Below are 25,716 nucleotides of genomic sequence, written 5' to 3'. Positions count from 1 at the left end.
CTTTTGTTTGCCCGCCTCCAAGGCATTTATAACTTGCTGCTTAAAGCACTTTCTTTTTTGTCTAAATTGGTTTAGAATAGGGTATATTTCTTGTCAAAGACAAATCTTCTAGCTCCTAGTAGGTTATGAACACACTTGTATGTGATGATAACTAGCACTTGAGCACAGGACTGAATGGTTTCAGGATGAAGATTGTTGGTTGTGGACGCTCAAATTATTATGTAGCGAGGACAGCTTTGGATTGTCATTGGTTGACTTGAGCAGATGCATCTTTTTGGAGCATCCCCTGTCTAGCTTCGTACATCCTAGTTTTTCCTATAGAACCACAACAAAAATTTTAAATCGCTTAGGGCTTTGAGAACGCACGCATGATATTCGCTTTTACAGCGAAGGTCGTGCGTTTTTTTGCGTTTATGCACTCCACACTCGTGAAATTTCTGTGATGTAAGAGTAATGCGTTACTTCTCCAGATTGGTGAAAAATAATCACGAAACGCGATACTGTTCAAGTATGAAGATTTTGCTGTTAAAGCAAATAACTGATGGGGGTGGAACTTGTGGCAACTATGAAACAAATTTTAAAAAAATATGCAGGTCGGGTTAAGAAGATGTCGGGAAGCTTTAATTCCGATGAAGGTTGGGAAACGAACATAGAAGGAAAAGTAGGAGCACAAAAGCTTCAGGAAGATTATCATTCCGAAATGAAGCTCGCAAGCGACTTTGTGAAGGCAGGTAAGCCGGATCAATTAGAACGTTCCACAATGTTAGATGATCAGTTGCAAGATTGATATCTTGCCCCAAATTAAAGTGAAGGAGCTTATAAATGAACGAGATACTAAATATTTTACCCTCATCCCTGCATCATATAACAACACAGTTTAAAATGGAAACTTTCAACTATGAATATGATTCAAGCGGAGACGATGATAGAGAGGTAATCGACAAAGAGCGCAAATATATTGTGAAAATGCCTGTTCCGGTTATTTCTTTCTATGATTGGGTAGAAACTTTGATTTGTTTAAATCATAATAAAATTTCTTTTAGCTATGAGTATGCAAAAGACTTTATTCCTTACGAACCTCACACTTTGTGGAGGTATTTTGATTGCGTGAAAGATAACTTAATCTCTAATGGTTCACAACTTAGCTCAAAGGACAAATTTAGGCTCTATGTTTATTACATAGAGGAATTTAATTATTATCTTTTGATTCGACTAGAAAGTCACCATGATATTGTTCGGCGGTCAACAGATTGACATTAATCTTCTGTAAAGAAAAGGGCGATGATAATATGAAATACAGAATCGTAGGAAAGTTAAAACAGAGTCAAGAAGAAAACACAGTTGATGTTGTATATGCCCTTCCTTCTTGGGATTCAATACAATCCCTTAAGAAAGTGCTACTTACCTCTAACAATTTGGAAGAGGCTGAAAAAGAACTATTAAAGGTAAGGGAGTCAGTCGAGACTATTTACTTCGAAGAGATTAACTCTTCGCGTGAATTGGTTAAGAAATTCAAATCAGAAGGTATTAAAGATCATAAGTTGCTATAGCTTATACACCAAAGACGCACGCATGATACTCGCTTCTTCAGCGAAGGTCATGCGTGCTTTTATTTATCGCTGTAAATGCTTCGTGCAAATATAGGTAATTGTGCTATATTTAAGTAGGCGAACTACTTTAATTAAAGACGAAGGGGAGAATTATTTGAGAAAGCCGCGTGTTTTTATTGGCTCAGCGCGTGAGAGTATTCATTATGTGAATGAGATCCACATGCAGCTGAGTTATATAGCAGAAGTAACGCCATGGTCTGCCGGTGCATTCCAGGCTAACCGGTACCCGATGGAAGATTTAGAAGCACAAGTGGATTCGAATGACTTTGCAATATTTGTATTTTCTCCAGATGATCTGGTAAATATGCGTGGCAAGACTTTTTTGTCCCCGCGGGATAACAGTGTGTTTGAAATGGGTCTCTTTTGGGGTAAACTAAGACGACAAAGAGTGTTTTGCATAATACCAAATGACACTTCGAAGATTGTCGAGGATCTCAATGCTGATGGCTTTCATGTTCCTTCTGATTTATCGGGGCTGAATATCCTTCAGTACGAAATCAGAAATGATTCGAACTACAGCGCAGCTGTCAATGTTGCTTGCCACGTAATCAAAACATCGATAGCAAGTGAGGGGATATTTAATGATCCCCTTCAGGAAATAGGTGTGTTGAATCAGGAAATAATGGCTAAGAATAAACTTCTGGAGTTTTTTACCGAGTTTATTGATCCGGAGATGTTGGAAAACCGCTATGAGAACTTGTATAACGGTCTTCGAAATTCCTATGATCTTAGTTCGCTTAACGGCTTTCAAGTCCGCGGCGGGGCTGTATGGAAAGCCAATGGTACGGAAGGAATCGGGTTCGTAGCGGGGACAATTGGACGTGATCGCTATTATTTATTTGCAGATCATGCTGATAAAAATGAAGGTGAAGAACGAATATTAGTCGTTGACAGTTACTTGGAAAGTAAAGTTCAATTCACGTACTATGGGCGTGCAGCATTTGCCAATGAGTACGTTCTATGCTATCCTTTGGGTAAGGAGTTAGTTGTTTCGCTCCACATTAGAGGTAATCTCGAAATATCTGAAGAGAACTTTGCCTTGTTAGATTTAGCAAATCATGAATTACTAACTACGTTAAATTATCTTTTTGAGGGGTGAGTTGAATGAGCAGAATTAATAAGGGGAGACCAGGTATAGTAACAGTTAAAGGTACAGTTACCGATGCTAAGGTGAAACTTAGAGCTCCTTCAGCAGATGGTGACGATCGTGTAGTTACCGTTGTATACGAGCGCAAAGCGGATTACGGCAAACCATCATTCCTCAGACGGATGGGCTCACATTAATATATGTTTAAAAGTACACTATGGGTAATTACCATGGTGTACTTTTTTTTATTGTTGAATAAAATGCCGGCTATATTTTGGCTGATTTTTCGTGTCAGGGAATTCTATAACGAAAGCTTTACATTCTATAAATCTCCCTATAATTAAGGGTATGAGGAATGATGGAAGGGGAGATGGTATGGATAAAACTGAAAATACTCTCATGGCAGAAAAAAAACAAATGAAAACCGCATCTAGTACTACTAAGGTAAATTCGATACTCTCTCTTGATATCCTAAACGGCTTTTTAATAGCATTAGCCGCACAGAACAATCATGAGTTGCATCAATATGCTTTCCATCTTAGTAGATTCGATCACAGCGGGGATATAAAGAATAGCTTTGCATGCTATTACAATCTGAGTGAAAATGCCAAAATTGACTTACGTTTGGATAAGTGCTCTGATTGGCAGGTTGAACTGATAGATGCATGTCAGCATTGGTTCTTTCATGATATAACCCGGTTACGTCTTCCCAATATTGTTGAGCTCTTTTTAAAGATGCTTCATGACTACACCGGGAACAGTATTCAGGATGTGCATTTAGTATCTAACTATCCTACTTATGATGACTCGTATTGGAGTTGGTCTGATTACTTACTAGAGTGTGAGTCTCAAATCCTCCAGCTCCATTTAAGTGTAAGAAAACCCGCGGAAACACAGCTATCTTCAAGCAATATTTCAGATAGGTAGGGGAGTGTAGTGGCCAATATGATAGAGGCGTTCAGTATAGATGGCGTATGTGCGATTTGCAGGCGTAATCCAGTAAAAAGATGGTGTGATTATGTGGTTGCTTACGATAATCAAATCATTTTCTTCCGTGATTATAAGGATTTCGTTGATGCAAACTCAGCAATTAGTTACGAGACTTGCGATCTGCCTTTATGCGACAAATGTGCGACGAATGTTGGAAGAGATAGAGACTTATGCCCGCATCATATGAGTCTACACAGCCAGGTTAAGCTGCCAGAGGAATATCAACGGTTGCGGCAGATTCGAGAAAAACAAAAAATGCGGAACAATTCATCTAATTAATTGATACTGATTAGGCCGTTCCTACTGTACTTGACTGCTACCGATTTCAATACAAAATTATTAATTGGAGGTGTATATATATGTGCGGAACATGCGGAGGCACCAAAATTGAGTGGGCTACTGATGAGGAAGGGTATGGTGATATTATTGAGCCGAAACCTTGTACAGAATGTCAATAGTATTCTTTGTAGGTAGTTGAATTTTTGTAATTAGAGGGTTGGGTCATCAAATAAAACGACCTGGTCAGGGCGCTTCCAATTTCATTGAATACGAGGTGGTTTTCTTTTGAAAGCAGAAAAATTTCTCGAAAAATTAGAGGAATTCGAACAGCAGGCTTACAATGAAGGAATTGGAATGGATTGGCTAGCTGATATTGGTGAAGGTTTAAAGTTCTATGTGAGGGATTGTATAAAACAAGGAAAGTCGGTTTCTATGGATGGTTTTATTTGCAAGATTGAGCAAATGGCTAAGGAAAAGCTGTGACTTGGTGGAGCCGACTTGTTTAGTAGAAGAAGTGTTGATATCCTTGTATCAATAAGACCGCTAGTTGCTCCAGACGAAAAAATTCACATTATGAAACAAAATATAAAGGAGTGTATCGGAAAAATGGATTTGATGATTAATTTAGGAAGCGGCCCTACCATTGATAATGGCTTTGAATTAGCAAAACGTAATATGGAGGTATTTATTGAAGATTCAAAAATTCCTCTATTCATAAAAAGCTATGAGGAAACGGCTGAAGATAAAGGCCGCTATCGTTTTATCCTTGCCACTGAATTGCGGCCTGATATGTTTTGGGAAGTACTTATGCCATCGCTTCCACTGGAACAAGTCCGGTACATGGACTTAGAAGGACAGCATATAGGTTCATTTTATAGAATTTATGTAGATGGTGGCAGTTGGATTTGGCTATATGGATTAATAAACGAGCTTAATGGAATAGTAAGCGAACTTAATTAAGTATCATTAAATGATAGGTAGGTTGATTTCAGTGAAACTGAGAATCAAATGTAACGACGGTATAACAAGGGACTTCGAAAAAGGTAAGGGTACGGAGGCAATTTGTGGCCACTGTCATTTGTATATTGTTGCGAAAGATCCAACCGAATTAAAAGATAATTGTAGCAAACATGATTGTGATGAGGTAAAGGGCGATATTCAGCTGCTTCATGAAAAAATAGCAAAGCTAGAAGAAAACAATGTATATCTTAGTGATTTGCATTTAACTTATATAAGTCAAATTGCTGATCTTAAAAATGAAAATAGTCAATTGAGGCGAAAACTCGAATTTAGAAAGGTTGGGGTTCAAGAGGAGCGGCTTCTCCAAACTGCAAAAGATGTTATTCGTATTTTGAGTTCTGAATCTATGAGTGATAAATAACAGGCTTTTGTTTGAGAAGCTAGAAAGGAAAATGATAATGAAATGGATATGCTCAGATGTAACATGCAAATATGAAATTGTATCGTCGAAGCGACCATTGAAAAGCACTACATGTGCGGGATGTGGAAAGAAGGGGTGGTTTACTCATCCACCCCAGATGATGAAATTAACGATTCCAAAAATAATTAAAAAACTAGAGTTTCTTGAGAAACAGGGTGAGTTATTTCGCAGAGAGTATTTCTCAGAACGATTGTTTGTGTATTATCATTCAGTACTGTGGGGATTTTGGATAGGTGATATTCAAGATGATGAGTTCTCAAAATTCTTCAATAAATTTAATATAGAAGAAGCTGCGGCGTTCATTCTTGATTCTGCAGATCAAATGGAAAGAAAGAATGATAATTTGTGGAGTAGTACTTAGCTTTCTAGTCTTCAAAGATTCAATAAGGCATATCGTCGAACTAATAATTTGACGATATGCTTTTTTGTTTTGTTCAAAATTGACCTGCAGCTGCAATGAGTATTCATTGGGAGAGTTTGTAGCTCTGATGTCCAGACCGGCATATAAATCCATATTGTAGTGAGCTGGACTTTAATGAGTACGTCCGAGCAGGACAGTGAATCGAATCGCGCCCGCGGGTCCTTCAAAGTTCTGGAATCATTAATTTATTACGAGAGATAAGGTGATGTCCATGAAAAACGCCATTCTTAATGAATTTAGTTTGATATACACCATTTTGGCCATAGCCGCTCTGAAACATTTTGGATTTCTAGAAAGAGAATCGCTTCAAGGATGGATTGCACTTATTGGATTAATTATACTTGGTGTCGCATTAAAGAAACCTGCTGACGTACTATTTACAAAAATGCGATTTATGAGTCGAAAATTCAGATGTTTTGTGTTCATTGAGAACGTGGCAATAGTATGTATTGCATTTGCATCAACGGATGAAATTCGTCTATGGGTTGCATTAATTGGACTCTTATTTATTCTATTAACCATTCACATTGGCGCAAGATTCATTTCAGAAAACAATGAATGAATTCCTTACCGAAAGACATAATAACTTTTCATTTTATTTGTTCATGATATATTTCAAAGGTGATCGAATAACTAAAGTTTGGTTTACTAGTTGGCAGGGGAAAAGGAATTACTATTCCTTCAGCATTTTCAGTTGAGATGCAGCTGCGACAACTACGTTAGTCTAATACTGATTGTTCTAAAACATATAGGAGGTGAGGGTTGAAAGTGGGCAAAAAGTCCGATGAAAAGCTTCGCTAAGAAGTTTAGTACGATTGGCTAGACGAAAAGAACGCAAGCCAGTAATGGTTCAGTAATTTTGTTTCTTTCAATATACAATTGAGTGTATAAAAGTCAGTAGAATATCGGGTGTTATACTTCGCTTTTTATAAATATGATTGAATATTGATGTATATTGTGTATAAATCAAAGAAACTGCCACATGAAGTAGATAGAATATTTTCATATTAATTGAGGAGATGAATAAATATTGAGTAAAGGGCTCTCGATAAGCACTGATAGACTAAGTGATGTTTTTCAATATTGTGAAGGACTAAAGGTTACCAAGCTTAAGTATGATCCTGAGCAACATCAATTAAAAGCAGCTACGCATACCTTAAGTCTTCTAGGCATTCTTGATAGGGAAGAGACAGAATTTCTTAATACAACAGATGGACTCTTCATTACGATGGAGGAGATTAATAATGTGATTCAATTATGCAGAGAGCTTATTCCGAAAAGCGATACGGAAGATACTGATTCCCATCAGTTATACGCAGCAACCCACACACTAAATCTCCTAGGTATTCATATCCCAGGAGTGAATACTTTAGATATAAATGATCAAGCTTTAGCTAATATACCAACTTACCAATCCAAGATTCATCGTCAAATAGTAATTAACCGAATCGGGAGAGGGGACTTTTTTTCGGTTATTGATATTGGGCAATCTTACAGGAAGCTGGCAGTCGAAATGAAATTTTATTTTGAATGTGTGAACATTGGGGATGGGATTTTTAATATTACGTTCAACCCATCCCAATGGCATAAATACGCTTAACGGAAGCGGGGTTCAATGCTAACAATGCGAAAATAATAATGCCGTTTCAGAGAAATATGAGTGAAGAGTGACGTTTAGGGATCAGGTTTAGCCAGTGGACGACTTTTGTCTAGGAGGATATAGTGGTAATAGAAAAGCATCTGTTGAATCTTATACTAATGAAAGAGGGGACTAAGTAATGGGCAAAGAACCTATCCAAGAAAAATTAGAGGCACGTTTGAATAGAACTAAACATGTAGAGGAGAAAGTTGGACTAGACAGCGGAACAGGCTTTTTTTGGAGATCATCATTAGCCCTACAAGATGCTCGCTTGAATAGAACTAAACATGCAGAGGAGAAAATTGGACTAGACAGCGGAACAGGGCTTATTTGGATATCATCATTAGCCTTAAATAAAATGAACAATTGAAAACTAATTTACAGACTGAAACGATCGGAAATTTTGCTTATCTTGGTGCAGCGGGCTCAAATGGACTAAGTGTTGTAGCAAAATAATAATTGACGCCCCGCTGCATTAAATGTATTATATTAATTGTAAACCATGATTTACACATATGGCGACAAATTGTAAATCATCGTTGTTTTCCTTCATATCAATAACATCAAGGCTCATTTCCGTAAAACGAAATGATGCCTTTTTCTATTGTGGGAAAACAAATAAACAAGAGGAGTTGAGCGATGTGAGAATGGACTTATTAAAAACGATGAAAGCTGTTGTGGGGATATTAGTGGTGTCCTTTGTAATTTGGGGATATCAGAGTTTACCCGTATCTCGTACGTTAGCCGCGGAAGAAAAAAACCTCTCTCAAGAAGTAGAAGTAAATATGGACGGTGTAATACTTGTTAATGTGAAAGGACCTGAAACATTATTTGTTAACATAATAGATACATCTAATAATAAGATCGTTGTCAGACAAAAAGTATTGAAAAGCGGTAGCATATCCAAATTAAAGGGGTTTACCCCAGGTACTTATACCGTCAAAAGCGAATCATATGACGGTGTAAGTAAATTATCGCAGTTTACCATTGGATATAATGTCACAATAACCAAAGCCATGCTAATGCCGCAAACACCGGAAAATCTATTCATATCCGCGATGAAAAATGGTGAATACAATGTGCTGACCGCTTCGGTTGATTTAATTCCTGGCGAAGAAACGACTGTCAATTTTAAGCTCTATGATCCTTTAGGTGAACTAGTGAAGGAAGCAAACGGGAATAAGTTAAAGGATGAAATTATCTATAAGTTCCGTTTAAAAGAAACTGATGTAATTCAAGGCGTTTATACGATTAAAGCACATGCAATAAAATACGGTAACCTAAGCAGTACAGTTAAACAAAATATTAAAGCATCAGATATTAAGGCCCCGCAGCCGGTAACGCCAGTAATAAGCAATTTGCGAATAAATCCGAAAGGCTATTGTGAATTTGATTTTTCGTCAAAATCAAAACTGAATACTATGTATGTTTATGATTCCAACAACAAACAAGTTCAACGGTCTATTGTTAAGCCGGCAGTTGGTGTAACAGCAGAGTTCATACCAGGAACCTATTCGATCTATATTGAAGCGAAAGACGACGAATTCAATACGCTGAAGCGATCGACTGCAGCGATTTGTAAGATTACCGCCAAACATGCATTGCCTCCTACCCCAGGTCTAGTAAACAGCAAAGTGTCTGTTGGGGTATTTAAAGATAACAATGACGATGTTGTCTCATTTCAAACAGCAGTACCCTATTACAGTGATGAGGGGAAGTACTTCGTACAAATTATCGCGCCTAACGGGAAAGAAATCGGAAAAGGGTATACACATAAATCAAACGAAACAGCGGAAGTTCGAATCGATGTCGAGTTGGCCAAACTAACCATTTCGGGACAATATACTTTTGTGATAAAAGGAGAAAAGTTTAAATCACAATCGAATGCCTACACGACAAAAGTTTCTTTAAAAATGCCACTACCCGATTTGTTTTGGACTGCTAAATCACAAAATTAAGCTGAACTTTTAATAACATGATAAAGGAGTTGTTCTTATGGATTCAAATCTAGAAGCACTAATCTATACCTTGTTAATTTGTGTTTTTATTATTTCCGCCTTAATTATCATCGTTTTTGTCGCGGAAAAAATATTGGAAAAAATAGAATATTACCGCTCGTTACGGATTTCAGAAAATAAAGTGGTGCATCCAATCGCATCTCCGTTCGAACCAAAGTCAAAAGCACCAATCGGAGTTGATTGGCTACGATCGGATGAAAACTTTATAAAAATGGAACAAAAGTTAAATGAAGCTTTGTCTGCTACCGACTTTGAATCAAAATTGAGATTCAAAGTAAAAGAATCTCATCCAGAAATAAATGATAATGATTTCAACTGGCTGCTGCATGAACTCAAACGCTTTTTTATCTTATGCGAAATAATGAAGAACACCGGGATGTACTCCAGTCAAGTAGATATAGTGTGGCATCAAGCCATACTCTTTACTAAAGAATATCAGCAATTTTGTACGATGTATGCGGGTCGTGTTATTCATCATGAGCCACGTATCGGATCGATATTAAAACATAATGACGTTAATGCGGATAGGGTTTTATTTGAGCAGTGCTACCGGGCCTTGTTTAAAATAAAACCCGAGAACTTAGAGCTGCTTGGGAAATTCACTTATTCCCCTGACATGTTGTCTAAGTCATTTATCCATGATTTACAAAACTTAAGCAAGATTGAAATCATGAATGACTATTTTAGAGTGAATCCATCACCTCAAGCTGTTAAAATCATATTCTTTGTTATTTCCTTTTTAATTAGCTCAACACAAGTAAAAAGACAATTACCTCACCAAGCGGATGTAACAGGTAACAAGGCTGTAATCAGACATTCAGCTGAGCGGCAAACCAGTACTGCAACTAACCGCGATAATCAAACTTTAAATGGGACTCAATATGTATGGGTTGATTCAAATTCTGGAGGGAGATCATCTGAGCATTCCTCTACACTTCAAAGCAAAGATGTAAGCTGTTCAGATAGTAGTATCTCTTCAAGTAGCCCGTCATGCAGTTCATCGAGCGCTTCAACTAGCAGCTCACCAAGCAGTTCGTCGTGCAGTTCATCCAGTGGATCATCTTGCGGTTCATCGTGTAGTTCATATTAATGAAAAAAAGGAAACAGGAGGAAGAGTATGATTTCAAAAATTATTGATCGTATAAAAAAAGAGGGCATTCCAATAATGGAAGTGACTGAGTTGGAAAATGAACGCCGACCGGAGTTCTTGTATGCTTTAGTAAATAACTCATATATAACGGTTCCGAGAAACATAGCAATCTTAGAAAAGGATGAAACCTTTATCTTATCCCACGAACTTGCTCATTATTATCAATACAAGCGCCGTAGTCAATACAAGTCACACCTGATGAGCACCATAAGAAGGTTGGCGGGTAAAGGACATATTCTACCTAAACTATTACTTGTCGGGCATGAAATGGATGCCTGGGTTAAGGCGTACCATATTTGTAAGGAAGAGAACATATTAATGGAAGGTTTTATCCAACGTGCCGCTTTATCAGTTTGGACCTATATTTGGAGTATGTTTCACTCAATGATTCAGTATATTAAATATGTCGGGACAATCTACTTCGGCGCGTTTTTTCTTGTTAGGTTCATATCAAATCATCCTACGTACAGTGTGGATTTTGGAATAGTAGGAAGTTCTGCGCAAACTATGGAGACTGTCTGGTCGATATTTTATATTATGATTATTAATCACTGGATGCTTTTGTTATTTCGTTTTACTTGGAACTATCTAAGGTTTTCCTCAACCCCGCACACGCCGCCTCAACTTTGGGCGAAAAGAAGGAAGGAATAGAAGTAAGGATATTTTCAACCATATGCGTAAAAATGAAAAGAGGAAGGATTAGGGATGGACCAATGCCATTCTTTTATTGGGGGTATTATCCATCTCTGAGCATTTAGTCTTACTTTCATTTGTGATATAATGCGCTTGAGGAGTTGAAAATCGTGGACGGTAATTTTGGGGAAATGATCTACAAAGCAAGAATACGATTAGGGTATACAATTACTAAAACGGCTACTTTGTCTGGTGTTTCACATTCGACAATTTCATCTGCTGAGAAAAATTCTGGGAAGCCAGGTTTTGACGCTTTATATAAGATTGGGGTGGCCTTAGACTTAGATCCACATGAGTTAATTGACGCTGCTCCTCATTTGGATTTGTCTAAAGCTCCACCGACAGCTTTAATATTTGGCGAATCGAAAGATGTTCAGGTTATTTTTTCTCGGAGGCTTCGAGAGCTCCGCGTTTCAATAGGGAAAACTCAAATGGAAATGAAGAAAAAACTTTCTATTACTGAGTTGCGTTATGGCTACATGGAAAGTGGAAGAGAGATGCCTGATGAAAGACTACTTCGTGAAATTGCAGTTGAGCTGAATACTACAAAAGAGTTTCTACTTGGTAAGACCGATGACCCTACTAGACCAAATTAATAAATAAGAAAACAAATAAATCCTCACTATTTTGGGAGGGTTTGTTTGTTGTTAGAATGTTTAAACACTTTACAGTTTAAAGAGGAGACTAAACTAAGCAGAATTGACTACTTTCGAACTTAAGAACTAGTTTATTCACTTTGTAATGTCTATTTTTAATTTTCTAAAATAGCATCATTTTGAATTGAATCTCTGGCCGTTTCGTATCTCTAGGATGGAACGCTCTGTTTTTGTTGCAGCCTATTTAGATTGTGAAAATGCCAATGCGGGCTGGAACGGCCGTACCTTTCAGGGAAATTGAGGATGTTTGCTTGTATTTACAAACACTGAGTTTTTGATTACTGTGCTTATTTGAACGGGAAATTAATCAAAATTATTATCAGAATACTGTAATTTTTAAATAACAAACGAGTTTCGTTTACCTTTACAAGTATTGATTTTTCAGTATAATCAGAATATAGTCTTGTGTAAATGATGAAGTACGGTGTTAAAGGAGTTGGATCTTATCGGTATCTAGGGGTAAAAAAGTAATCTAATTTGATGTGAATATCTATGTTTACGTCCCAGATAATCAAGGGAGGCACATAAAAAACATGACATATTGGTTATCAGTAGTCATTTCCATTTTTTTATCTACCTTAGAGATTACCATGATTTTGTCTCTTACTTTTAGGTTATTCAGATTTCAAACAAAAATATATTATAATTCAATGGTCCTAATAGGATTAGTTCTCTCATATATCTCCTACGAGATCAGAGAAGAGTTTCATTTACAAGGTTGGGATACGGTTGTACAATGTGTCCTTTTGTTTTTAATACTTAGATTCGTTTATCGAGTAGGATTTTTTTATGCCGGTTGTATGATTATTAAAGGTGTCGCTCTTTTTACTGTTTTGCAGGCAATAGCTGCTTTTGTTTTGACAACCGTAAAAATGTATGAACTGGATTATGCTATATCTGCTTTAAATGTTCAAGCATACATACTACAAATCCTAACCGTAGGATTATCCTTGTTCATATTGTATGTTCTACGTAGATTAAACATAGGATTTACTTATGTACCTTATTCACCGAGAGAAGCTGTGATATTTAATGGTGTCAATCGAAAAATTCTAATACATGCGATTTTTACATTTGGAATTTTTCTTTTTTCGGTTTTCGCAGTTACCACTCATAACTTTACAGCATTTTATTGCACAGTACTAATTATGTTAGTTATGTTCGTTCTCCTATTTAGATTATCTTACGAGAAAGAATATGAAGACGAGTCGGAAGAGGAATCCCGCATACAAAAGTCGATAATTGAAACTATTGCGGATAGTATTGCAAGATGGATATACTTAAATAATCAAGGTAAGCATGTCAGCGAGAATGTTCTCCGCTACTTTTTGTTAAATACGATCCCAATTATCGCGATCATTATTTTTTCACTTTTATTGGGACTTATTTTTCAACATACGACTGAAGTATTGTTGTCCCTGATAGGGTTAGGTATCTTGCGATTCTTCTCTGGTGGACATCATATGAGTACCCCGCTGCAATGTATTATTGTTTCTACATTAATCATAATGTCTTCATCTTTATTGGTCCCGCCGGTACTTTGGCAGCCGTATATATGGGCAACTATTGTTATCATTGTTCTCATATTCTCTCCATCAATACCAGGTGATATGAAATTTAGTATGAGAAAAAAACTTGTTTATAAAGTCTTATCCATTCTCATTGTATCGTTTGGATATTTTATTGATTCCGAAGTGCTCCTAATGACGTTTATGCTGCAAGTTTGTACACTGTTACCAATTATAAAAATTAAGAAGTAAATAGGATGATACCGAGAGGAGGTGTTTTGTTGTGAAATTAAACCGATTTGTAGCTACTCATGCAGCAAGCTCAATGAGGCTCGGAGCCGCTTTCTTCACTGTTTCTTTCAAGTTTTTCCTCTATAGCGCCCCAGCTCCGGAAGAACTAATTAAGTAATTGAACGCCAGCTATTTATTACATCCGAGTTACGGAAAGGTGCTAATCCTTTCCGTAACCCCTACAAAGGCAGGCGATCATAAAGAGACTTGGAGTGATAATAGTTGTCAAACAGAATATTTGTCCTTAGAGAAAAAGGAAGAGGGAATTATGTACCCTACTTTCTTGAAATGGATGAGATCATATTTTGTTCTTTTGCAACCGCCAAAGTGCTGATTCATACAAGTACAGAAGTATTTCTATTTCCACATAACGTTACTCATTTTGAGTACATTGAGGGGTTTGTAAAAACCGACAGGCCCTTTGTCGTGAACTGGAAACATGTTAAAGGTTATGATGAAAAGTGGAGCCAGCTTTCTTTCAACAATTCCACTGATCTTGTTAACGTATCCGGAAAGCATAAAAGAAAAATCAAAGAACTTATAATTGAATTACAAAAAATATTAGAGGACACTCCCAACGAATAAGAAGGGGTGTCCTTTATTATTTGGGCGTAACATTATATAGAATACTCAGAGCTTTGTAAACAATAGAATAAGCGTTAAAGTGTCATGGTTTAATGAACCTATTGATGATAAACTATGATCACAGATTAAAAAATATGCACATGAAATTGAGGTGTTGATTTGGAACTTATGGCTTTAGTACGTCATCCTGAGAAACCTGGTGAATTACTAAATATAAACATCAAAGATTGCTGGTTCATCGAAACTGTCAATAGAGTGATTACTTATCATCATGCTGATGGTAAAAAATATGAGGCGGCCCAAAGTTTCAAAGACTTTGAAGGTAGTAGCCACCTAAGAGAAATGAAAATGATGAGGATGGATAATAGTAATTTTGTTCGAATACCTGCGATTAAACATTATGACCAAAAAAGTCGGACGGTCTTTTTTGAAAATAACGTAACTGAATTTAGTAAAATGGCTTATATCGCAAGAAAAAACCATACTCTACTACAAAATCTAATGAAATCACAGCATGATCATAATTAGGGGGAAGAACTCATGCGTAAGTTGACTGGTGATAAGTTGAATGTATTGATTGCTGAAGATGACATGCAGCAGCAACAAGTGATCTTGTCACAGCTAGAGCGCTTAGGAAACATTAATGTTAAAGGGATAGCCTCAAACAGCCAAGAACTAATCAATTTAGCTACTGAGTGGAAAGATGAATTAGATGCACTCATTCTTGACGTTGAATTGGGTGGTGGCCGTACGGGCCTAGACACCTATGCACGGTTCACATTTCGTGGTATTAAGATACCCGCCATACTGGTAACAGGGTCAAAACCAGAAGGGGCGGATACTTATGATTTGGGCATTATCGATGTTGTAGAAAAACCCTATACAATTGATCGATTACAAGCGGCGATCAATAAGCTTTCTACTCATGTCAATTACGAAAAGTTTGTCTTAAACGGCGGCTTTATGATTCCTGTTATAGATAATAATAATATTAAACAACTTTATCCATCGGAAGTCTGTTGTATAGAGACAAAAAAAGAAATTAAGCATTCAATCGTATGGACTGCTGAGGATGACTTTATAACACTAGTACCGCTTAAAGTTTATGAAAACTATCTAGATAGGCAGGACTTTTACAGAGTGTCACGCTCAATTCTTGTACATCTGAACCGCATAAAAAACGTTATGCATAATCAAATTTTATTTTTTGATCGGTCGGATACTTTGGAAATACCCGATGATCGCATTCAAGATTTTATGACAGCTTGGAAACGATTTAATGATGATAAGAGTTAATTGTCTAGGAAAAGAGACTTGACCAGCCATGACATTCAAAAAAATCCGTGATAAGATACATTACCTCTTTATACAGCTTACTTTTGAAATCGTATCATTCTTATTAATATGTTTGGTCATATGTTTACTGTTTATGAATTTAAACGCTGGGAATTACATAAACAATCGTTTAAATATTGACCTGGCTTCAATTACAAATATAAGCCGATATTTAGTCGTTGAAGCGGAGTCAGGGTTGCAGATTAAGGATGAACACTATACCAACCAAATATTACGTTATATAACGATTGGTAATTCAGAAATAGAAGAAATTGCGGTATTAAATGCAGCAATTCCGGCTGATAAAGATAGGCCAGCGAGAAAGATGGAAGTGCTATTTGGTACGTATAACTTTTCAGAGTCAAAGGACACACGCAATATAAGATCAGCAATTGAAAAAAATGAAACGATAGTTACAGATATTCATGATTCAAACAATCGCATCCTTAGGAAAAACATCATTCCAATTAATGATGAGCAGGTAGTAATCGTAGTCCTTAACGAAAATAGTGCCAATCAACTGAAGTCAGGCATTCGGAATTATCTTATTATTATTTTCGGAGCTGCTATCATTCTAACTACATTTTGGATTGTGTTTAGTATTAGGAGAAGGCTAGCTCCAATTGCTGATATTCTTATACACGTTAAGAAGGTAACGAACGGTGATTTAAGCGGCAAAATATCTTTAAACTCAAAAAATGAACTTGATAATTTAGCTGATGGTATAAATGTAATGACCATAAGCATGAAAAAGATGGTTGATCAAATTAATAAAGAGGCACAAGAAGATCTAAAATCAACAGAACAAATTTATCGGCGAGAATTACAGTCATTATTATTATCTGTCGATTCATCTAGGCATGATATCAGAAATCATATGAACGTACTGCATGGAATGATGCAAATGGGTTCGTATGAAGAAGTCAAAATGTATATGGATCAGTTATATGAAGATTATGCAAAAATGGAAGTTAAAAATATCAGAACAGTAAACCCGGCTATTGGCGTGCTTATTTTAAATAAGGCCACCATAGCAGAAAATTTGAAGATTCGTTTTGAATCAGATATCGGTCAAGATAATTTTGATTTAATCAAAAGCACAGATTTAATAAAAATTCTCTCCAATTTAATTGATAATGCTATTGATGCTGTGAAGACATTTGATGGAAGCAGAGTAGTAGGAGTCAAAATAAGCAAAAAGACAACCAAATACTATGAAATTGTAGTTTGGAATACAGGTAAGGCCATTCCGGATGAGATTCAAGATAGAATGTTCGAGCCTGGATTTACAACAAAAGAACTAAGTTCGACCAGTCTTAGTCAATCACGTGGTCATGGGTTGGCTATTGTGGAGAAAGTAATAAATAAATATGATGGAGAAATCATGGTTGAATCCTCTGATAAACAAACAATATTCTCAATTTTGGTTCCAGTCGATATTAATGGGATTAAAAAACAGTGATTGTGTGAAAAATCATATTCCGAACCATTCGAAGGTTTCATCAGGATAAAGGTGCCTTTATCCTGATGAATAGTTGTTTATCCCGACGAGTTTTGGTACAAATTCCAATTTAAAGGTGATAGAATAGTACTTACAGACCACTACTAATCATACTTGAGTCACTTGAGTCACGGTTTTGAATACAGTACCGAGATTATTGAGGAGAGGAATTAAAATATGACAATCCAAGAGAAGGCACATGATTTTATGAAGAAAATCCAAACTACTGATTTAATGGAAATTGCTGCGAAAGAAGATATTAAATTGATGGATGATGAATTTGATTTGCCAGAAGGCATGTTTATGGGTATTGCCTGTGTATCACATGGCTACCGCTATATCTGCATTCAGCGTTCGCTAGATCCTAATAAACGTCAAATCGCTATTGCAAGAGCAATTGCTCTCCATATTCTATTTCTAGGTGAGGATAATGCCGCGGTACCAGTCATGGAACGTGAAACGGATGAACAACAACAAGATATAGCTGCCTTTGCAGCCGCGTTAATCTCCTATTCACAAGTATCAGCATAATAACATATCAATCCATTTGGCTGATTTATTCGATTATTGTAAATATGAAAAGTACTCTAAGTTCATAATTAGAACGAGGAGTTATAATATAAAACAGCTACTCTGCAACCCGTAAGATGGACACTTAAAAAGTGATCTCTTACGGGTTTTGTGCTTTAATCATACATAAATGATTACGCGGGTAATGAACAACATGAGTACAAGGTGGTGGTCCGCCATCTGTCAAAAGAAAATATAGAACTATACTGAATCGGCTGCTCGTGTGGCGAACTGCCCTTTAGCCGCTTCTGCGATCGGTAAACAGGCAAAGGCAGAAGCGGGCAGGTGGTTCTTGGTCTTCTCCCGGCACCTTAGCTCTGGACCCAGCGGTTTGTCTAAGATGCCACGGCGGAATAGAAAATAAAACGCCCCTAGGTGGACTAGGAGCGTTTTATAAAATTGGTTTTTAACTGACTTTGGGCTTTCAATATTCCTCATACTCTTCTTCGTCGATTGTTACCCCAAATGTAGGGTGAAAAGGGGCTTCGACAATAATATAGCCGTTTTCGCTTCTCCAACCCTTACTCAGAACGTATTTTACTGGTATAGGGAATTCCCAATCATCCGGAATATCTACAGGCCAGTGTGTTTCTAAGACGCACATAATACTGTGACCATTTTCACTAATATAAAAGTGGTATGGTTCTAATACTTCAGGTAGCCCTGCATATGGCCGGATAGAAACGCCATGCTTGATTGCCTGGAGACTTGGGCGTATGTCCTTCTTTCCTTCCTTAGAGAAAGTCGTGAAGTTTAAGAGCACCGCTTGCTGCAGGTTGGAAAAATTGAAATTCTGATATTCCAAGTTAACCAACGCTTCAAATTTGCTTTTGGCTTGCATGAAGTCTGAAGACTCTTGAAATGGCAGATCGCTACATTGTTGAACGATTGCCTGAGCCTGTTCACGGTATGGATTTTCGATGTATCGTGTCTCTATATGATTGCATCGATTATATAAATTGATCATCACTACGGACGACTCAGACAAAGCTCGGATTGTTGAAAAGTGAATCGAGGGATTTAGTGTTTGTTCAATCAGATATGGTTTTGGCCATTGGTCTCGAATACAGAGTACCCCATGAACCAAGATGATGCCTTGAACGTTATGTAACTGAAGATGCATTTGCACTTTATGTTTCTGTAACAATTTGCTATTCGTAGTGGTATCTACAAAGAGCCTTAATTCTGGAACGGCGTAGACTTCCTGACCATTCATTTCAGTCACAGTCAATCCAATCCATTCTTCAGGAATGCTGCCTGATCCTAGGGGGAAATAAACCACTCCGTTTAATAATCCGTTCCCACCAGATCCATACACGGCACGTTCTTCATCGCTTGCTGGGAAACCTTCCTTTGGATCAATAATAACGTTCATTAGTAATTTCATCCTTCCCCAAACCCAGTTTCAACAAAAAAAGCAGCCATGCACCCCAATCCACGCCAATAATAACGGCGAATATGGGTGCGGGCTGCTGTGTGCTTCGTAGGTCATTTAACAACACAGTTTACCATAATATACAATCATTGTAAAGTATGGCGGGCATTCAATCTTATTTTTCGTATTCAATTTCGTTTAAGATGCCCTCCACTAATATTATTGAGTCAAGTCACTCTATCATGTATGTTCCAGAGTTCCCCTAGCCGGCAGATTTTGAACAAGTCGGCCATTAAGGCTAGGGCTTGTTTTATTCATGCGCTAAACTAATGCCAAACTTCAATTTGACATTCAAGTAAGTGCTAAGCATTTAGTCCTTAAAAGCTGTGCCATGGATCTAGTGTTTGGTTTAGAGTATAATCAGACTAGTCTAATTAAATAGAATTATAGAATGTGATAGGGGTGAGGAAATTATGTATACATTGCATGAAATTATGAAGTTAACGAACCAGGATAGAGAATCTATAGAATTTTTTATAAACGAGCTTAAAAAATACAAAGTTAAATGCGGGTATGAATTCCTTAATAAAAATGAATTAGAGGTGTTTAAGAAGGGATTAGGATATAGTAAAAACAATGATAAAAACTTGACTTTATGCATGCATCGGGCCATACAGGAGGAATATGGAGAAGACCTAACGTTACCATTTTATTGGGATAAAAAACTTATTATACAACAACTTATCGACCAAATAAGAAGGGGCGAAGTAAGTATTACTAAACATCTGCTTAGTGCTGGCCTCCAAAGTGATCTAGGCTCTATTCTTCAAGTTATCACTACGAATTTTCTTGAATTAGGTAAAACCCATCCTACTTATGCTGGAAGCCATGGCGGGGCTGGATCTGCTGGGTATACGTTTATGCTTAGTGGAAAGGACTATATGTTCCTTCTTATTGGAAAACGGAATTATCTTATTGAACAAGAAGAAAGCCATCTTTTCTATAACGAGGGGCTTGAATTTAACATGATGCGTTGCAGACATATTACAGGAGGTCCAGTAGAAAAAGGCATGATGAAAAAACTTTTGGATTTATGCTATGAAATGCGGCCTAATGGTTCTGATTCGGAGCAGTAATTGGATCAAAATTCGAAATGTACGAGGATCTTCCTTTCAACGACAGTTTCATAAATAAAGTTATGAGGGGCGTGTATTTATGAAATTCTTTCTAGATAATTATGAATGGATTACTGTGCCGTTAAATTGGGAAAATCAAGTCATTCTTGGACCTAAGGAAAATCGAATATGTCGATTTTGCGGCCTCGGCAAACCAATGACTAGCTTTAAAAAAAATGCTCATGCGATTTCAGAAATGCTAGGTAACAAAAAATTGCTTACAAATTATGAATGCGATAAATGTAATGAAAAGTTTTCCCAACTCGAAAATGATTTGGGTAACTTCACGCTGTTCTGGAGATCCGTTTCTAGTATCCCTGGTAAAAGAGGTAAACCCAAATACAAGAAGGATATAGTCGTTGCTGCTGACAATGGGATACTCCAAATTGGGGACCTACTTACTGATCCTGCAGCTGAATACAATACTGATGATAGAACAATCATTTTGCCAGGGATACGAGGTCCGTATGTACCCATGGCAGTGTATAAAGCTTTTGTTAAGATGGCACTCACTGTCATGCCGGAGGATGAGATTATTCATTTTAAAGATACTATTAGCTGGATACTTGAGGAAGAACATGTACCAAAACAAATTACTCTTTATGCGTTAATACGACATACGCCTGGATTTAATGTGTTTCATCATATAACATATCAGTTATTTTTCAGAAAACAGGATGTTGACTCGAAATTACCATATTGTATATTTGCTATATTTTTCAGTAGTCTAATGGTCCAGATAGTTATTCCCTATTCAGAGAAGGACAAGCAGTTTAATCTCCATTTAGAGCAGGGTGGAAGTGTTGATATACCATGCCTTCCTGGAACATATGATGGTATTCACCCATTAGGAGCTTCTAGTGTAGATGTGAAAAATTTGTCCGGTACAGAACAGGTTCGTGGTGAGACCGAATACATTACAATCTCTTATGAGAGCATGGAAGAAGTTAATGAAAAACCGGATGACCATATAACATGAACTTCACGAAAAGATGAATGCGTCTTAATCTGCTATGAGTCATAAAAAGAAGCCCTCGCGTCAGCTCGGGCTTCTTTTTATCTTGTTTAATGCCAATCTACAATGATATGGTAAGGATCAATGGTTTCGGTAGATATCATGAACCGACCTGTAGGTTCTATTATTTTCCCATCGATGCTGAAAATATTAAATTCTTTTGGCAAATCGGCAAATAGTGTATTGGGTTTCGACATGCATACTCCTGATTGAATAATATGAAGATTGAACCCTTTTCTTTCAACCTTTACAGCAGCATATAATTTTCCTAACTTCCTTGATGCTTGTGTCTTCAACGGATGCATACAATCCTCCTCATTTTTCTATTAAATAATTTGTTCATTTACCGTGGAATTAATTTATTGCAAAATTTCTTTTATTTTTCGAAGCTGATCAATCGTTAAAGTATGGGATTCACGCTCAAATTTTTGCTTAAAATCCGTAATTAATTCAAGCTTCTCTTCATGATCTAGCCAATCTTGTTTTGAAGAGAAAAATTCCCACGCCGGAGATAGACCGTTGTTATGATGTTGCATCGTAGGGAGTTTGAATTTTGCGGTCTGTATTGAGTCTTCTAGTTTCACTTCAATATAAAGGCGTCCTTTCTTGATGACAGTTGCCTTGATCAACTCTGTACCGTGACGTTTTATATTGCTGCCGTAGGCTTTTAGATAAACTTCATCTCCTAAGTTCATATCAACAACCCTTTCAAAACTAAGATTTCTACTTATTATCTTACCATCAACGTAAAGAAACACAATTCGTAACTTTTATATTGAGCAAATTGAATACGGGGCAGGCTAACTGCAATCCATTCGTCCAAGTTGTCCTTCTGGAATCTCCAGTACTCCGCTTATTGGCCTAGACAGTCAGCTTTGAATGTCAATCTAGAACCAGAAATAAGAACAGAAATTAAGTAAACCTGACCCTTGCTAATTGAACTAGCAAAGGTCAGGTTTACTTAATTTGTTACCCAATTTAAAATAAATCGAAGTAATCTAATGCATAAACTAACCAAGTTAAAGCAATTATTGCAACTAGAACCCACAAAGTAATAACCAAATAGTTTATGAATGCCATGATTATTAAATAGATAAGGAGGGAAATAATACTTGAATAAATTGTAGCGATTGGAATAAAAGCCATCCAAAAAGCAAAATTCTTACGAAAAGTATATGTAGTCTTCTCTTTATCATTTTTCACTTTTCTGAAATGACGTTGATAAGCTTCTACAACGATAATCAGTATAAATAAAAAGACCAAAATAATAACGGGGATATAATAAATTTGTTCAAGATCCTGTTGAATAGTAGTGTTCATTATAGACTCCTCCATAATTGTAGAACTGATTTACGAAAGTCAATGTGCATACTGATTTCATAACCTCCACTGATTTAAGATAGCTTTACTATAAGGAAATTTCGAATAAATGTAAACTATGAAAAACAATTTAAGAAGAGAGGAGTACTTTCGTCAAAGAGTTTATTCAGTTTCGATAAGAAATTTTGCGGTCATAATTCATGAGAAAATATATGATTTCTACATAATTGACGGTAGGTTGCTTCAATTAAAGCAGAGAAGAATTTAAATATGCAAGAAGTACTATTGTTTTATAGGGTAGATCAAAATCTCGATAATTGATAGACAACTAGAAGCGATAATGCTATATTAAATGTACACCATGATTTACATTATAGCATCTATTCGATTGCATATTTGAATTATTACATTACATATGAATTGAGGGTCATATATGAATTTGGATAAAGGACAAGCTATTAATCTGTCAAAAAGTTATGGTCCACTACCAGAAGTAAATGTGGGGCTTGGATGGAGACCGGCAGCTAATCCTGGAGAACGTTTTGATCTGGATGCCTCGGCATTCATGCTCGATGTGAATGGGAAGATATTCAGAAAAAAAGCATTGTTCATTAACAAAAAATTTGTTGTTTCTTTTCGCGTCTTAGAAAGTAGTAGTCCCTGTGGAAGTGTACGCCATAGTGGGGACAATGTAACAGGTGCCGGTGCTGGAGATGATGAAACCATACACGTCAAATTAGCTAAGGTTCCGAACGAAGTGGAAAAAATACTGTTTGTGGTAAATATATTTTCGCCCAGAACAAGAAGGCAAGATTTCAGCCGCATAAGTGATGCTTACATTCGAATTGTAAATCCGACTAATGGTCATGAACTAGTGCGATTCAATTTGACTGAAAATTATAGCGGCAAAACCGCTATGATCGTGGCGGAATTATATCGTAATAATGAAACTTGGGAATTCTCTTCAATAGGGGAAGGTTCAACAGATCAGACGTTAGAGGACATTGAATGTAGGTATCTGTAATAGTTATTTGAAAAATTTAAGGATGCCGATAGTCATATCGGTGTCCTTCATTTTTGTATCATTTATTTCAAACAATCAATATTTCAACTGAGAGTAATAATACAAACAAATGTTATTGATTGCTGCTTTATTGATAAGGAGGAAATTACACAATGCCTATACAAATTGTAACCCATGAAAATATAGTTATGCGATTGGAAGAGGTGAACTCAAAAAAACGCATACTAACAGAAGAGTATCTACGTTCCACGAACAGTCTAGATGCTGAAATAATTGACTTGACCTCAGCTTTGAAAAGATTTAGCGAAAACGATTCGTTGATATACGAAAAATCATATCGTAATGTTCAGGAAGAAATTCTTCCAAAAATCATTGAAATAATGAAAGAAGATACTGGACCTATGACACTTCGTAAAATTTTCGCGATTATGGAGGCTAAATACAAAATAACTTACAAAAACAATTCAAATACCATGAAACTCATAATGGAGTACGATACCAATATTATTAAAGTTGGGAAAGGGCGTTACCAGTACATTGAAAGCAATTGAAATATTACTAACTTTTGATTGAAAGGAAACTAACTATGGACGCATTAACAAAAGTGATATTTAAGAGTGGAATTTCTTTTTCAGAGTCATTTCAATTTCGATTGAGGGAGGTAGTGGTAACACTAACGGTTTCAGATATTGTTAAAGAACATCGGAAAACTGCGAGCAAGGAAGAGTTTAAAAATACCGTCAATCATATAAAAAAGGCAAACAAATTGCTAGCTCTTCGATTTATCAAGGGCATGGGACAAAAACAAGCCATTGAAAATTTTTATGGCAATGAAAGAGCAAAGAAATTGGAATATGTAATGATGAGTACCAGCTATACAAATGAACCTGTTCCCTTTCGTGTAGGGGAAGGTGATTGTTGGATATTGGAAAGGCAAAATGAGAAATGTTATTTATATCGGCATGGAGAAGAAAAAAGTGTCTCTTGTACAATCGATCAGTTGTTTGAACGCATGTTGGATTTTGATCTTGAGCTGCTTGAGATCGATATCCCTAATTTAAAACCCAATTAACCTATTTTTAATACGAAGTCGAAGCAAGTGATTTATCCCCGATAAAGGAGACGTTAATCTAATGATCAATAAAGCATTTATAAAACTGATTCGTCATCGGTGCGTTTCATGCATGAATCGGTGGTCAGCTCCAATGTTTAAAGTTAATACTTACTGGTCCTACATTAATTCCAATGAAGCGTTTTGTCCCATTTGCTTTGAAGCAATGGACGGCAGCAGATTCAAGGGAACTCAACATGAACTGGAATTGAAATGGCCAGATTCATCGACATTAGGAAACTATCTGTTACCTTTTGAAAATTTAGCATTGGAATGTGATGGATTAACTCGTGTGATTAGTTCTGCTCTTACCGGCGCAAATATTCCTCATAAAATTGCAATTGGTTCAATGCAAAATATTGTTACCGGCAAACGGTTTAGTCTTCATTTTTGGATTGTGCTTCCGGACAATTACTTCATTGATTTTCGCGCACGCATGTGGCTTGGAGACGATTCTGATGTTCCCCATGGGGTATTTAATCCAAGTAATTGGGCCAATGTGAGTTATGAAGGCGAATTAATAGAGGGCATTGACAACCCAAATCAAGGTGCTGAGATATTAGCGCAAATTGAAGGAGTCAACTTGAGCTACCAAATAGATCGATTAAGGAGGTTTGCTGAACAATTCGAAGCGCAATGTCCTGTATGTGGTGAGGTTGAGGGTTATGAAGTTGAGGCATGCCGTTCATGTGGTCATTGTGATGGCAATATACGACATGAGGTAGTTGTTTTATATCGTTTTGGTTATACAGAGATTGTATGGAGCGGGTGGAAAAGGGATGCTGCATCAAAAATATTAACCGAATGGGTTGGGGCAATTGACACTGTTGATTGTTGGATCGAAATAGCTGGTATCCGAAGTGAGACATTTGAGATAGGCACTTAGTTATTAAATCAAACGAAAGGTTGGTGGCTTGCAGAA

33 protein-coding genes are annotated in these 25,716 nt (G+C 36.7%); 29 read left to right on the top strand and 4 right to left on the bottom strand.

Annotated elements, in window-relative coordinates:
* Positions 1-556 precede the first annotated feature (556 nt).
* From ASF12_RS30230 to ASF12_RS30125, 23 genes are all read left to right on the top strand, one after another.
* The gene (locus tag ASF12_RS30230; RefSeq protein ID WP_056042582.1) at positions 557-787 is read left to right on the top strand and encodes a hypothetical protein; all 231 of its coding nucleotides are present in this window, start codon (positions 557-559) and stop codon (positions 785-787) included.
* 35 nt (positions 788-822) lie between these two features.
* Positions 823-1,254 carry a hypothetical protein gene (locus tag ASF12_RS30225; protein WP_056042580.1) on the top strand — a complete coding sequence of 144 codons (432 nt, stop codon included), beginning with the start codon at positions 823-825 and terminating at the stop codon, positions 1,252-1,254.
* A gap of 35 nt (positions 1,255-1,289) precedes the next feature.
* Positions 1,290-1,550: a hypothetical protein gene (locus tag ASF12_RS30220; RefSeq protein ID WP_155973573.1), complete on the top strand. Its 261-nt coding sequence runs from the start codon at positions 1,290-1,292 to the stop codon at positions 1,548-1,550.
* Positions 1,551-1,704: 154 nt separating this feature from the next.
* A complete protein-coding gene (locus tag ASF12_RS30215; protein ID WP_056042576.1) occupies positions 1,705-2,709 on the top strand; it encodes a TIR domain-containing protein in 1,005 nt (334 codons plus the stop codon).
* Between the two features lie 363 nt (positions 2,710-3,072).
* Positions 3,073-3,624, top strand: coding sequence for a hypothetical protein (locus tag ASF12_RS30210; RefSeq protein WP_056042574.1), 552 nt, complete (start codon positions 3,073-3,075; stop codon positions 3,622-3,624).
* Positions 3,625-3,633: 9 nt separating this feature from the next.
* Positions 3,634-3,966: a hypothetical protein gene (locus tag ASF12_RS34795; protein ID WP_155973571.1), complete on the top strand. Its 333-nt coding sequence runs from the start codon at positions 3,634-3,636 to the stop codon at positions 3,964-3,966.
* Between the two features lie 285 nt (positions 3,967-4,251).
* The gene (locus tag ASF12_RS30205; protein WP_056042573.1) at positions 4,252-4,449 is read left to right on the top strand and encodes a hypothetical protein; all 198 of its coding nucleotides are present in this window, start codon (positions 4,252-4,254) and stop codon (positions 4,447-4,449) included.
* A gap of 15 nt (positions 4,450-4,464) precedes the next feature.
* Positions 4,465-4,926, top strand: a complete 462-nt coding sequence (locus ASF12_RS30200) for a hypothetical protein (protein ID WP_155973569.1) — start codon at positions 4,465-4,467, stop codon at positions 4,924-4,926.
* A 31-nt stretch (positions 4,927-4,957) separates the two neighbouring features.
* Entirely contained in the window at positions 4,958-5,347 is a 390-nt protein-coding gene (locus ASF12_RS30195) for a hypothetical protein (protein ID WP_056042569.1), read from the top strand.
* A 97-nt stretch (positions 5,348-5,444) separates the two neighbouring features.
* The gene (locus ASF12_RS30190) at positions 5,445-5,768 is read left to right on the top strand and encodes a hypothetical protein (RefSeq protein WP_155973567.1); all 324 of its coding nucleotides are present in this window, start codon (positions 5,445-5,447) and stop codon (positions 5,766-5,768) included.
* Positions 5,769-6,039: 271 nt separating this feature from the next.
* Entirely contained in the window at positions 6,040-6,390 is a 351-nt protein-coding gene (locus ASF12_RS30185; protein WP_155973565.1) for a hypothetical protein, read from the top strand.
* A 468-nt stretch (positions 6,391-6,858) separates the two neighbouring features.
* Entirely contained in the window at positions 6,859-7,428 is a 570-nt protein-coding gene (locus tag ASF12_RS30180) for a hypothetical protein (RefSeq protein ID WP_056042562.1), read from the top strand.
* 178 nt (positions 7,429-7,606) lie between these two features.
* Positions 7,607-7,837 carry a hypothetical protein gene (locus tag ASF12_RS30175; RefSeq protein WP_056042561.1) on the top strand — a complete coding sequence of 77 codons (231 nt, stop codon included), beginning with the start codon at positions 7,607-7,609 and terminating at the stop codon, positions 7,835-7,837.
* Positions 7,838-8,108: 271 nt separating this feature from the next.
* Positions 8,109-9,425: a hypothetical protein gene (locus ASF12_RS30170; RefSeq protein ID WP_056042559.1), complete on the top strand. Its 1,317-nt coding sequence runs from the start codon at positions 8,109-8,111 to the stop codon at positions 9,423-9,425.
* Between the two features lie 37 nt (positions 9,426-9,462).
* The gene (locus tag ASF12_RS30165; RefSeq protein ID WP_056042557.1) at positions 9,463-10,575 is read left to right on the top strand and encodes a hypothetical protein; all 1,113 of its coding nucleotides are present in this window, start codon (positions 9,463-9,465) and stop codon (positions 10,573-10,575) included.
* 27 nt (positions 10,576-10,602) lie between these two features.
* On the top strand, positions 10,603-11,286 hold the full coding sequence (locus ASF12_RS30160) for a hypothetical protein (RefSeq protein ID WP_056042555.1): 684 nt from the start codon (positions 10,603-10,605) through the stop codon (positions 11,284-11,286).
* 152 nt (positions 11,287-11,438) lie between these two features.
* Positions 11,439-11,924: a helix-turn-helix domain-containing protein gene (locus ASF12_RS30155; RefSeq protein WP_056042553.1), complete on the top strand. Its 486-nt coding sequence runs from the start codon at positions 11,439-11,441 to the stop codon at positions 11,922-11,924.
* A gap of 593 nt (positions 11,925-12,517) precedes the next feature.
* Positions 12,518-13,744: an accessory gene regulator B family protein gene (locus ASF12_RS30150; protein ID WP_056042551.1), complete on the top strand. Its 1,227-nt coding sequence runs from the start codon at positions 12,518-12,520 to the stop codon at positions 13,742-13,744.
* 261 nt (positions 13,745-14,005) lie between these two features.
* Positions 14,006-14,368 carry a LytTR family transcriptional regulator DNA-binding domain-containing protein gene (locus tag ASF12_RS30145; RefSeq protein WP_056042544.1) on the top strand — a complete coding sequence of 121 codons (363 nt, stop codon included), beginning with the start codon at positions 14,006-14,008 and terminating at the stop codon, positions 14,366-14,368.
* 168 nt (positions 14,369-14,536) lie between these two features.
* Entirely contained in the window at positions 14,537-14,896 is a 360-nt protein-coding gene (locus tag ASF12_RS30140; RefSeq protein ID WP_235533334.1) for a LytTR family transcriptional regulator DNA-binding domain-containing protein, read from the top strand.
* Between the two features lie 12 nt (positions 14,897-14,908).
* Positions 14,909-15,664, top strand: coding sequence for a LytR/AlgR family response regulator transcription factor (locus ASF12_RS30135; protein WP_056042541.1), 756 nt, complete (start codon positions 14,909-14,911; stop codon positions 15,662-15,664).
* Between the two features lie 28 nt (positions 15,665-15,692).
* Positions 15,693-17,165, top strand: a complete 1,473-nt coding sequence (locus ASF12_RS30130; RefSeq protein ID WP_056042539.1) for a sensor histidine kinase — start codon at positions 15,693-15,695, stop codon at positions 17,163-17,165.
* A 216-nt stretch (positions 17,166-17,381) separates the two neighbouring features.
* Complete coding sequence (locus tag ASF12_RS30125; RefSeq protein WP_056042537.1) at positions 17,382-17,735, top strand: hypothetical protein; 354 nt, start codon at positions 17,382-17,384, stop codon at positions 17,733-17,735.
* 463 nt (positions 17,736-18,198) lie between these two features.
* Here the strand turns inward: ASF12_RS30125 and ASF12_RS30115 are convergent, their stop codons facing one another.
* Positions 18,199-19,149 carry a hypothetical protein gene (locus tag ASF12_RS30115; protein WP_056042533.1) on the bottom strand — a complete coding sequence of 317 codons (951 nt, stop codon included), beginning with the start codon at positions 19,147-19,149 and terminating at the stop codon, positions 18,199-18,201.
* Between the two features lie 473 nt (positions 19,150-19,622).
* On the opposite strand from ASF12_RS30115, the gene ASF12_RS30110 reads away from it, so the two are divergent.
* The gene (locus ASF12_RS30110; protein ID WP_056042531.1) at positions 19,623-20,285 is read left to right on the top strand and encodes a hypothetical protein; all 663 of its coding nucleotides are present in this window, start codon (positions 19,623-19,625) and stop codon (positions 20,283-20,285) included.
* 79 nt (positions 20,286-20,364) lie between these two features.
* The gene (locus ASF12_RS30105; RefSeq protein WP_056042529.1) at positions 20,365-21,303 is read left to right on the top strand and encodes an HNH endonuclease; all 939 of its coding nucleotides are present in this window, start codon (positions 20,365-20,367) and stop codon (positions 21,301-21,303) included.
* 86 nt (positions 21,304-21,389) lie between these two features.
* Here ASF12_RS30105 and ASF12_RS30100 read toward each other — a convergent pair whose 3' ends face one another.
* From ASF12_RS30100 to ASF12_RS30090, 3 genes are all read right to left on the bottom strand, one after another.
* Positions 21,390-21,635 carry a hypothetical protein gene (locus tag ASF12_RS30100; RefSeq protein ID WP_155973564.1) on the bottom strand — a complete coding sequence of 82 codons (246 nt, stop codon included), beginning with the start codon at positions 21,633-21,635 and terminating at the stop codon, positions 21,390-21,392.
* A 63-nt stretch (positions 21,636-21,698) separates the two neighbouring features.
* Positions 21,699-22,034: a beta barrel domain-containing protein gene (locus tag ASF12_RS30095; protein WP_056042526.1), complete on the bottom strand. Its 336-nt coding sequence runs from the start codon at positions 22,032-22,034 to the stop codon at positions 21,699-21,701.
* Between the two features lie 283 nt (positions 22,035-22,317).
* Complete coding sequence (locus ASF12_RS30090; RefSeq protein ID WP_056042524.1) at positions 22,318-22,659, bottom strand: hypothetical protein; 342 nt, start codon at positions 22,657-22,659, stop codon at positions 22,318-22,320.
* 433 nt (positions 22,660-23,092) lie between these two features.
* Here ASF12_RS30090 and ASF12_RS30085 point away from each other — a divergent pair, with 433 nt between their 5' ends.
* The 4 genes from ASF12_RS30085 to ASF12_RS30070 all read left to right on the top strand — a co-directional run bounded on the left by ASF12_RS30085 (position 23,093) and on the right by ASF12_RS30070 (position 25,680).
* Positions 23,093-23,683 (top strand): TerD family protein, encoded by a 591-nt coding sequence (locus tag ASF12_RS30085; RefSeq protein WP_056042522.1) that lies wholly within the window; start codon positions 23,093-23,095, stop codon positions 23,681-23,683.
* A gap of 152 nt (positions 23,684-23,835) precedes the next feature.
* Entirely contained in the window at positions 23,836-24,234 is a 399-nt protein-coding gene (locus ASF12_RS30080; RefSeq protein WP_056042520.1) for a Rok-like winged helix domain-containing protein, read from the top strand.
* A 35-nt stretch (positions 24,235-24,269) separates the two neighbouring features.
* Positions 24,270-24,755, top strand: coding sequence for a hypothetical protein (locus ASF12_RS30075; protein WP_056042519.1), 486 nt, complete (start codon positions 24,270-24,272; stop codon positions 24,753-24,755).
* Between the two features lie 133 nt (positions 24,756-24,888).
* Positions 24,889-25,680: a hypothetical protein gene (locus ASF12_RS30070; protein WP_155973562.1), complete on the top strand. Its 792-nt coding sequence runs from the start codon at positions 24,889-24,891 to the stop codon at positions 25,678-25,680.
* Positions 25,681-25,716 lie beyond the last annotated feature (36 nt).

It is taken from the genome of Paenibacillus sp. Leaf72 (assembly GCF_001422685.1).
In the GTDB taxonomy this organism is placed as follows: domain Bacteria; phylum Bacillota; class Bacilli; order Paenibacillales; family Paenibacillaceae; genus Pristimantibacillus.
Note: the sequence above shows the minus strand (reverse complement) of the source record. Positions and strands in the feature narration are given on the sequence as shown.